The 9,202-nt window shown below is 39.1% G+C and carries 11 protein-coding genes; 7 read left to right on the top strand and 4 right to left on the bottom strand.

The window, feature by feature from the left end; genetic code table 11:
• The 3 genes from QAS77_RS08160 to QAS77_RS08170 form a co-directional block, all read left to right on the top strand.
• Positions 1-631, top strand: a 631-nt coding sequence (locus tag QAS77_RS08160; RefSeq protein ID WP_305064861.1) for a hypothetical protein, incomplete at its 5' end; no start/stop codon positions are given.
• 927 nt (positions 632-1,558) lie between these two features.
• Positions 1,559-1,804, top strand: a complete 246-nt coding sequence (locus QAS77_RS08165) for a winged helix-turn-helix domain-containing protein (RefSeq protein WP_250867261.1) — start codon at positions 1,559-1,561, stop codon at positions 1,802-1,804.
• Between the two features lie 243 nt (positions 1,805-2,047).
• Positions 2,048-2,470, top strand: a complete 423-nt coding sequence (locus QAS77_RS08170; protein WP_305064863.1) for a right-handed parallel beta-helix repeat-containing protein — start codon at positions 2,048-2,050, stop codon at positions 2,468-2,470.
• Positions 2,471-2,707: 237 nt separating this feature from the next.
• Here QAS77_RS08170 and QAS77_RS08175 read toward each other — a convergent pair whose 3' ends face one another.
• Positions 2,708-2,872, bottom strand: coding sequence for a hypothetical protein (locus tag QAS77_RS08175; protein WP_305064865.1), 165 nt, complete (start codon positions 2,870-2,872; stop codon positions 2,708-2,710).
• Between the two features lie 54 nt (positions 2,873-2,926).
• On the bottom strand, positions 2,927-4,135 hold the full coding sequence (locus tag QAS77_RS08180) for an ISL3 family transposase (protein ID WP_305064867.1): 1,209 nt from the start codon (positions 4,133-4,135) through the stop codon (positions 2,927-2,929).
• A gap of 441 nt (positions 4,136-4,576) precedes the next feature.
• Here QAS77_RS08180 and QAS77_RS11565 point away from each other — a divergent pair, with 441 nt between their 5' ends.
• Genes QAS77_RS11565 through QAS77_RS08205 form a run of 4 tightly spaced genes read left to right on the top strand, consistent with a single transcriptional unit; the run spans position 4,577 to position 7,476 of the window.
• Positions 4,577-5,302, top strand: a complete 726-nt coding sequence (locus QAS77_RS11565; RefSeq protein ID WP_331522488.1) for a ferredoxin-thioredoxin reductase catalytic domain-containing protein — start codon at positions 4,577-4,579, stop codon at positions 5,300-5,302.
• 55 nt (positions 5,303-5,357) lie between these two features.
• Entirely contained in the window at positions 5,358-5,816 is a 459-nt protein-coding gene (locus QAS77_RS08195) for a (Fe-S)-binding protein (RefSeq protein ID WP_305064868.1), read from the top strand.
• A gap of 16 nt (positions 5,817-5,832) precedes the next feature.
• Complete coding sequence (locus tag QAS77_RS08200; protein WP_250867267.1) at positions 5,833-7,077, top strand: formylmethanofuran dehydrogenase subunit B; 1,245 nt, start codon at positions 5,833-5,835, stop codon at positions 7,075-7,077.
• Positions 7,078-7,476: a formylmethanofuran dehydrogenase gene (locus QAS77_RS08205; protein WP_250867268.1), complete on the top strand. Its 399-nt coding sequence runs from the start codon at positions 7,078-7,080 to the stop codon at positions 7,474-7,476.
• A gap of 76 nt (positions 7,477-7,552) precedes the next feature.
• On the opposite strand, the gene QAS77_RS08210 is transcribed toward QAS77_RS08205, so the two are convergent.
• Positions 7,553-8,401, bottom strand: coding sequence for a methanogenesis marker 8 protein (locus QAS77_RS08210; protein WP_250867269.1), 849 nt, complete (start codon positions 8,399-8,401; stop codon positions 7,553-7,555).
• A 75-nt stretch (positions 8,402-8,476) separates the two neighbouring features.
• A partial coding sequence (locus QAS77_RS08215) for a phenylacetate--CoA ligase family protein (RefSeq protein WP_305064870.1) occupies positions 8,477-9,202 on the bottom strand: 726 nt, incomplete at its 5' end.

Here is a 9,202-nt window from a genome sequence, read left to right on the forward strand (position 1 = left end):
GATCCCTGTAAGTACTGCTTCTGAAGCTAGTCCATCACTTCCTTTAATCGTAGGGGGAGAAGTTACTATTGATGGAGAAGTAGCACCTGTGGGAACTGAAATTACAGTCAAACTTGGAGAAAAGACAGTTGGTGCAGCTACCGTAGGCTCCGCAGGAGTATATGGCGATTCGCCTGCTAACAGGTTGTTAATAACCAGTGATTCCGATGATTACGAGAATCTCAAGTTCTATGTGAATGGTGTCGAGACAGACCTTGTTGACCTCACAAATGCAGCTCCGGGAGCCACAGTAACTACAACTCTTGCATCATCAGCCCCTGCCGTAAGTGAAAAACCAGCTGATAAAACAGTTGCCGAATCCTCAAGTGGATCCTCAAGTTTTAGTTCATCTCCATCAGCAAGTTCATCTTCATCTTCATCTTCATTGGATGATGCAGAAGTCCAGGATAATTCAGATGAGGAAAATACATTTGAGAGCATTGCTTTAGCAGGAGATAGAACTGAAATTGAAACTACAAACGAGAATGTACCATCATCAGAAGCAGAGTCCTCTGCGCTTGTTACTGGGATATTCGGTTTGATACTGGTTTCATTGGTAGGCGCAATTATCATTGTTAAGCGCAAAAAGTAAATAAAAAATTTCATTTGAAAAAGAAAAGTAAAACAAATAAAGCTCCATAAAGGAAGGAAGATGATAGCGATTTTCTAAATCATGCTACATCTTCCAAAAACCCGATGGATAAGGTCTATGAAAAATCCAATAAATTCGGATATTGACCTTCTCAGTTATAAGCTTACAGGCGATTTTACTTTTACTTCTTGTATTATCAGATAAATGAATTAGTGAGGGGACCAATTTTTGGTTTGCTTTTTTTTATAGATGAAGCAGATAGTGTAAACCTTTTATTTTTGTCAATGATGTACACTGAGATGTATGAATATGAGTTTGTTGACCTTTTTGCTTACTCTCGTCCATCCCCTGAATTGAAACATATCTTTTACCATATTAGGGTCATTGGTGTAATTGATCGCAAAGTCATATTTTTGATTAGATTTTGATAATCGAAGGAGTAGTTGCATAAGGATCTTGTAATTTGAGTTTATGAATTGTCCCACATCGATCCTTTGAAGATATCTCAGAATGATGTTTCACAAGTTATCTTATAATAGTTTTTTGAAAAAGGCTATCTTGAGGCTTTCCTATTGCCATGCCTATGGCAGCATGAAATAGATCTTACTATTAAGTACCATTTATTGGAATTTTAATAGGTTGATGTGGATTGTGGTGCATTTTTGACATATTTAGTAGGATTTAATTCAAATCGATCAGTAAGTGACCTTATTTTTCGATTGGAAATGCATGTGCAGGGAATTTTGCCACCTATAAGTGTATCGTCTGATGCCGCTTATATTAGTTTGAACTGTAATTTGTTCACTACTAAATTTTCTCCTACTCATTATGATGAGTATATATAATGATTTCGTAACCTTTAAATAAAAGAAACACCCAGATTGATTGGGGATAATTAAATCAAATTAAAGATGTGGTGTGGGGAAAATGCGTCGTGGAAAGATTGAAATAATGGTAGATATTTTAAATGTTGTAAAGAAGTCACAGGTGACAAAAACTGCAATAGTTTATAATGCAAACTTAAATTTTAACCGGGCTGATCAGTATATCAACATGATGATGGATGTTGGTCTTGTAGAAAAAACTTCAAACAAGTATTCAATAACTGATCTAGGGTCTGAATATCTTTATAAGATAAATGATATGGGTTCGATCTTTTCTGCTGAGTTTTGATTTTAAATCCATTTTTTTTAATTTTGTTTTGATCAACTTTACCAGGTATCGATCCTAATTAATAGTTCTGACTATTGGCCATGACTGTTAGTACTAACTTCAAGTACTAATTATCCGTTCTAAAATATAGTTCATTCATCTTTATTACTTTTTTTAACATTCTATCTAATACAATTGGGGTGAGGGTGCATAATGAACATTAGGATACATGTTATGATCAAATTATTCTTGTTACCATTACTTATGTCAGTCATCGTAACAAAGGCAAATGCAGCCATCATTGAAGTAGGATCTGGAAAGGAATATTCCTGTATACAGGATGCTGTAAACAATGCAAATGAAGGGGACAAGATCATTGTTCATAGTGGTACTTATGAAGAGAATTTGATCGTAAATAAGCAACTGACATTACAGGGAGTAGGCAGTCCTGTCATAGATGCAAAGGGATTCGGAAATCCCATTAATCTCTATGCAGGAAATTCGGTCGTTGATGGATTTGTTCTTTGCAACGGAAGAAGCGGATTATATATGGTTTCAAAAGATAATGTCATAACAAATAATATTATAAAAGAAAATCAATATGGTATATATCTTTTCAAATCCGGGGGAAATGTAATTGAACAGAATCTTATTGACAGTAACCTATGGATGGTCTATAACTTCTGATAAAAAGCAATAATAATGTGATCAGTGGCAATATGATCAATGATAATAATGGAAGCATCCGCATAATTGCTTTTGATGATAATAAGATCTCTCTAAACAGCATAGTCAATAATTCTGTAGTTTCAAAAGGAGATCTCCAATAGGATAATAAAATTGGAACAGGTAGATATTATAGTTTCTTTGATGAAGGGGGTGAAGCCTTCATCGATACAGCTGATGATAATTCTCAGATATCTTTTACAGGTTCTCGGTAAAAGGTGCTATTAGCATGTGTTGCTGACGCAGTATTGAATCCACACAAACTGAACTTGTTGAAGGGGTGAAATTATTTCTCAGGGATACCTGAATTCCCTGCTGTCGCATTTCCTGTATACGGATTATGGGATTATTCCTTATACTCAACAAAAAAGAATTCATGTTTCGTCACAAATGTGAACTTTCTTTTTTTGGTTCTCTTTAAGATCGTGTGGGTAATTTCAATTTCCCCGCCATCAAGAATATCATTGTATTCCTATACATTTCAGTCTTCAATCCATATGATCTCTTGAAAGCTGTCTTAATCTTGTTGTTCAATCCTTCGACAACCCCATTACTGATATCTCCTTTAATTGATTCCAAAATTCCATACGAATTTCTTTTTATCATCTTTGCCAATGTAATGATCTCTTTAATATTGCTATGAGTTCCCCAGTAGTGCCATTTTTCCAGATATTCCCTTGCAGCTCTTGTGTTTTTGATTTCCCACAATCGTTTTAATGCAAGTTTGAACTTGTAAGCTTTAGCAGTCTTAGTATCTAAATCCTTGATGGATTTCATTTTAATGATTTCTCTATCAGTTAGATTTTCTGGATTCTTCAACCACATGAATCTTGTTTTACCAAGTTCTTTATTCGATTGATATTCACTTCTTCTAACTTTATCGATAGCATCATTCATCATTTTAACAATATGGAATTTATCAAAAACAACCTTCGCGTTCGGGAAATATTCTTTTGCTCCACCTTTGAAAGCAGGAGACATATCCATTGATATGTATCTTATATTATCAGGATTTGTTTTTGTAGAGAGGAAATCTCTAAATTTCCTAAACCCATCCTTTCCCTTTCCATTTTCAATATGGATTACCCTATCTTTATTCAGATCATAGAACAAAGTCACATAACTGTGACCTTTCTTGACAGAAATCTCATCCACTCCAATTATATCAAGATTCGATAGATTAGTTTTCACCATTGCTTCCTTAACATAATGACTAAGGATTCTCCATAATGAATCTTCATGAACATTTACCATATCAGCAATAGCAGACACTGTCATTTCTTTGGACATGGCAACAATTAAGGCTTCAAAGAACAGAGTAAATCCAGTATTTTGTCTTGTCCAGGGAACATTTACAAGCTTTACACCGTGTTCATTGCATTTTGTTCGTGGCACTCTTGTATGAAGATATGTTTCATAATGGAAGAAATCGAGATGTCTCCATACCTTTTCTTTAGTATCATGCAATTCACTCAATTTGTTACAAATGGGACAAGGGAACTTCGTTCCCTTGGTAAAATCAAGGTAAATATCCATTCTTTTTTTGGAAGTATTAAGATTAATATCTTTTACAAACCAAGGCGATGATAAACCAAGAGCAATTTGAAGGAGTTCTTTATCTTCCATAATGATTGAATTGGAAGGTATGAATATTAAATTACCCACTCAATGTTGATGAGATCCCTTTTTTTATAGTTCTACTTTATGTGCCTACTTAATTACTGCCATCTGAAAATAAGTGATTTATTCACTCATTTTCCTGTGAATTAAGCCGCCCAGCCAGTAACCCATCATGCCGATAGCGAAAGCCAGTGGTACTAGAATGAGCATCTTGAAACCCATGGGAATGAGTAGGGGGAATGCTATCAGCACAAAAATAAATACAAATATGGCATATCCGCTATACTGCGCTTGTTTTTTGCTAATATTTTTTATCGACATAATAAATTCTCTATAAGCTGATATTATATAAATAAAGCCTAAACTCTAAATGTGCAATGTTAAATAATTTACGTGCATATGATTAATGGTAGCATAAGTTACATTTTAAATAAAAAGGTGTTATAAATGGGATTGGGAAGTTTTATCGGAAGCATTTTCGGGGGGCAGAAGCAAGTTAAATTCACTGAACCCGTGGTTGAGGAGTTGAACAAGAATCTCTTCGTGATAAATACCCTTGCTTTTGAGGCAGAGGTGGAACATTCAGAATTGCCCGTTGTAGTTGATTGTTTTACAAAGACATGCCCACCTTGTAAAAAGATGGGGCCCATATTCGAAAAACTGGCAGGTGAATACGAATCAAAGGTAAAGTTTATTAAGATTGACCTTAAAGGTTCACCTGAAATCGGAAAAAGGTTCAATATATTAGGTGTTCCTACTCTTCTTTTCTTCAAAGATGGCAATCTGGAGGAAAATGTTGTTGGCTACACCAAAGAAGATAAACTCCGAGAACATCTTGATAACTTACTGGAGCAACGGTCCAGCAACAGTCCATCAGAAGTGAAAAACATGACAAATAATGAATCTACTAAAGAAGACATGCACGTATGGACATCCAAATATGCCGATAAGGCTGGATATATGTTAAATCCCGACGAAGAGTCATTGCATCTTGTTCTTGAAGGACTGGCAAGGAACAGGAACAAACACGGGAAGAACTACTGCCCCTGCAGGATAGTGACTGGTGATGATCAGGAGGACAAAAAAATAATCTGTCCCTGTATCTATCATAAGGACGAGATAAGTAATGATGGCTCCTGTCATTGTGATCTGTTCTTTAAGAAAAAGGGCTGAAACGAAAGATAGCACATTTTTCCTTCGTTATTTTTAATATTTTTCAGGTGAATTCATGACAAATGCATTGGAAATATACCAGTTACTACCAAAAACAAATTGCAAACAGTGTGGTAAAGCGACCTGTATGGCGTTTGCAGCAGCACTTCTTTCAAGAGAGGTCGTGGTCGATGATTGCCCGCCTCTGAAAGAGGACAAGTTCAAAGAGAACTATGATAAACTTTCCGAGATCATCACACCTGCAGGAGAGGCTTCTGAGTCGGGTATGATCGTGCATACTGAAAAATGCATTGGGTGCGGTAACTGTGTTGTTGCATGTCCTGTTAACGTGGCTGAAGATCCGTATGGTGCAGGTTCAGGAAATGCACCCACCAGTGACAATGTGATCCTTCGGGTAGAGGATGGTGTCGTACGTCTATCCAATGTAAGTCAGTGTCGCCGATTTGGTAAGAATAAGATACTATGCAATGGTTGTATCGTTACATGCCCCACAAAAGCAATTGAATTCGTCTGATCATGGTGTGAAACAAATGGAAAATGAATATTACGTTTGCACAGGTTGTGGACTTCTCTGTGATGATATAGAGGTCGAGCTAGAGGATGGTAAGGTTTCAAAGGTGAACAATGCATGTCTAAAGGGTGTAGCTCGCCTGAAAGAATGTAATAGACCTGCTGAGTGTAGGATCGATGGCGCACCCGCATCTCTTGAAGATGCTATCATAGAAGCTGCCCGAATACTCAAGGAAGCCGATTCTCCGGTGCTCTTTGGAATGGGGAACTCGACCAGTCAGGCACAGAAAAATGCTATTGAGGTAGCAAAAAGGACTGGTGCTTATTTTGATGATACTTCTTCGTTCTGCCAGGGACCTGTCGTCGAAGCAATACTTGAGAATAAGATAAGGACCTGCACACTTGATGAAGTAAAGGACAAGGCGGATGTTATTGTCTACTGGGGAGCAGACCCCTCTAACTCACATCCGAGACATCTGTCCAAATACACCTATTTCCCCCGTGGAAAAGAAAGACAACGTGGTTGGGAGGAAGATCGTACAGCTATTTGCATCGATGTGAGGAAGTCTGATACTGCTACTATCTGTGGTGATAAGTTCTACCAGATACCGCCACAGGCGGATGAAGAGCTGCTTAATGCACTCGCAAATGGTCTTTCCGGCAAGGTCCCCAAGGTTTCTTTCGGAATGGGTCCGAAGAAGATACTTGAACTTGCGAATATGCTTAAAAAAGCTGAATTCGGGGTGATTTGTGTTGGCTTGGGCCTTGTTTATTCACTTGAGGAAATTGAACCGCTAGTCCGTTTAATGGATAAGCTCAATGAAGTTTCCAACTTCCATCTCATCCCGATGGTAGGTCAGTATAATATGCGGGGATCCAATCATAACCTGCATGAGGAAACCGGATATATTAACCGTGTCAAATTCACAGGGAATGATGTTGAACATGGAGCACACTGTTCTGTTGTGGAATTGCTGAGGGCAAGAACCGTTGATGCAGCGCTAATAATAGGGTCTGACCCGATGTCAAGTCTTCCAGGCAGTATTGCAAAAGAGCTGTTGGACATTTCGGTAATCACTATTGATCCATGCAATACTCTGACGTCCCGAAAAGCAAAAGTGTCAATTCCAGCCGCCACTGCAGGGTCGGAGTGTGGGGGAACTGCTGTCAGGATGGATGGTGTTGAAGTGGAGTTCAAAGCCATGACTGAAACTGATCGAATGTGTGATGCAGAGATACTGGAACGCATTATGGGGGAATTATAAATGGGATTTGGACAATTTCTCAAAGCTCCTGAATACGATATCAAGATAATAACCTACAGGGATATCTTCCAAAGCACCGCTCTTGAATCATCAGGATGTGGGGATGAATATGCCGAACGTTCAGCTGTAATTCTGCTGGATAAAGGTGACATGAAGAAGATGGTGCTTAAGGATGGAAGAAAGGCAGTTCTTAAGAACAACTTCGGAAGAGTTGTTGTGCATCTCAGACCTTCCGACTACGATGAAGGGCATGAAGGCATCGGATACATGACCAACAGCCCCTGGTCAAATGCCCTGGTATCTTCTGAGACCGGTGGTTCCGGAGTACCTAAATTCAAAATGATAACTGCATCCATCTCTGATGCAAAGGATGAAAAGGTCACCAGTTTTGATGAGTGACCTTATTCTTTTATTTATTAACAACTTGTTCTGGGCGTTGTCTATCAAAAGTTAGGGTACAAAGCCCGACTAAAGTTCAGATAAGTTCCTTAGGCTGCTTCTTTTTTGGCAATACTGGCAATGACATAGTATTAACAAGAATGGGGCTTTCAACTTCCTTTGCACGCTCAAGTAAAAGCTCTTTTCCTTTCTGTGTAAGTGCAAAAAGAGGTACTGCAGTACCTACCTGTGCCAGAGGTTTGATGACATCCCGTATCGCTTTTGATGCACAGGAAGTAATGATGTCAAGGTACTTTATTATCTCAAGGGCATTTTCCCTGCTAAGACCTGTAGTATGAGCTCCGATGATCATTAGCTCAAGGTCGTTCTCACCCTCAATTTCGCGAAGCATTCTGGCAGTTCCGGGGTCAACAACAGTAACAGCAATTCTCTTGAAACCGAGTTCAATTGCCTTAAGGACTCCTCCGACAGGATCGATTATGGCAGTAGATGGATTAAGCACAATACCGCCCATCTTCCCAATGCGGTCCATGACCTCATCAATAGGTTCGGTCTCCACAAGTCCCGAAATCCTTGCTCCCATTCCCTGAACAAGCACCGGATTGTTCGTGATAACAGTGCCTGCACCGTCACAAACTGTCACTGTAGTATCGAGGATGTCCCTTCCAAGTCCTGTCATCATAACTTCCGAAGCGCCAAAACCCACGAAAACATCCATCTCAAGCATACGGTCCTTTGTAAAAAGACCAAAATCCTTTATGCGAAACTCCATATTCTCCTTAACAGCCTCGCGTGTGATCCTTTTAATGCCTCTTGCTTTCTCGAACAGTGGGCACCAGTCTATTTCCGGTTCACCGACTTCAACCACTTCGCCATTCTCTACAACGACTTTCGTCTTTCCAAGGATCTCCATTACATGTGGCATTATCGCAACCTCACAACTGATATTTGAGAACAATTATTCTTATTGGCATGCAATATCTAGATGCAAAAAAGGGACTCAGATAGCTTCCCTTCTGTCAAAGACCCTCTTTGCTTTACCTGTGCTTCTTGGAATTGTTCCCTTTTCCACAAGTTCGACATTGGCCCTGATGTTCAATACGCTCTTAAGCTCGCTTTCAACAAGTCTTCTTGTTGATTCGAGGTCCTGTATCTCACCTGTGAATGCACCTTCATCGAGTTCTACCCTGACTGTTATCTCGTCCAGTTTCTTCTTGTTCCTGTCAAGATATATCTCGAACTGGTCGGTGATCTTCCCGATCCTCACAAGAACATTCTCTATCTGTGATGGGAAAACATTGATGCCTCTTACAATAAGCATATCATCTGCTCTTCCGAGTATCCTTGAGATACGGTTGCTTGTACGTCCACAAACACACTCGCTTTTAAGAAGTCTTGTGATGTCGCCGGTACGATATCTGATCACAGGAAATGCTTCCTTTGTTAATGAAGTAAGCACAAGTTCGCCCTTCTCACCTTCAGCAACCTGTTCGCCATCCTCGTCAAGCACTTCAACAAGATAATGATCACTCCATATGTGAAGGCCGTCCTGTTCCTGACACTCGAATGCGATGCCAGGTCCCATCATCTCGGATAGGCCATAGGAATCATACGCTTTAATGTTGAACGCATCTTCAAGTTCTTTTCTGGTACTGGATGACCATGGTTCTGCACCAAAGCATCCTACTCGTAATGATAATTTATCAAGGACATTCATTTCCCTGAC

Source organism: Methanococcoides sp., from assembly GCF_030594565.1.
GTDB classification, from domain to species: Archaea; Halobacteriota; Methanosarcinia; order Methanosarcinales; family Methanosarcinaceae; genus Methanococcoides; species Methanococcoides seepicolus.